General features: G+C 68.2%; 1 pseudogene. It reads left to right on the forward strand.

The features are described 5' to 3' along the window. Positions 1 to 255: pseudogene (locus tag SB751_RS32900) on the forward strand (peptide ABC transporter ATP-binding protein); the annotation flags it as partial.

The raw sequence follows: 255 nt of genomic DNA on the forward strand, positions 1-255 counted from the left end.
CGGTGCGCGCCCAGGTGCTGGACCTGTTTGCCGATCTGCAGGAACGCCACGGCTTTTCGTGCCTGTTCATCAGCCACGACCTGGGCGTGGTCGAGCAGGTGGCCGACCGGGTGGTGGTCATGCGCGACGGCGGCATCGTCGAGCAGGGCACCCGCGACGAGGTCTTTGACCATCCGCGCGAGGAATACACCCGCAGCCTGCTGTCGGCGATTCCGGCGCTGGAATCCACCGATACCGGCGGCGTGCGCCTGCGCT

It is taken from the genome of Cupriavidus sp. SIMBA_020 (genome assembly GCF_046535395.1).
Classification (GTDB): domain Bacteria; phylum Pseudomonadota; class Gammaproteobacteria; order Burkholderiales; family Burkholderiaceae; genus Cupriavidus; species Cupriavidus campinensis.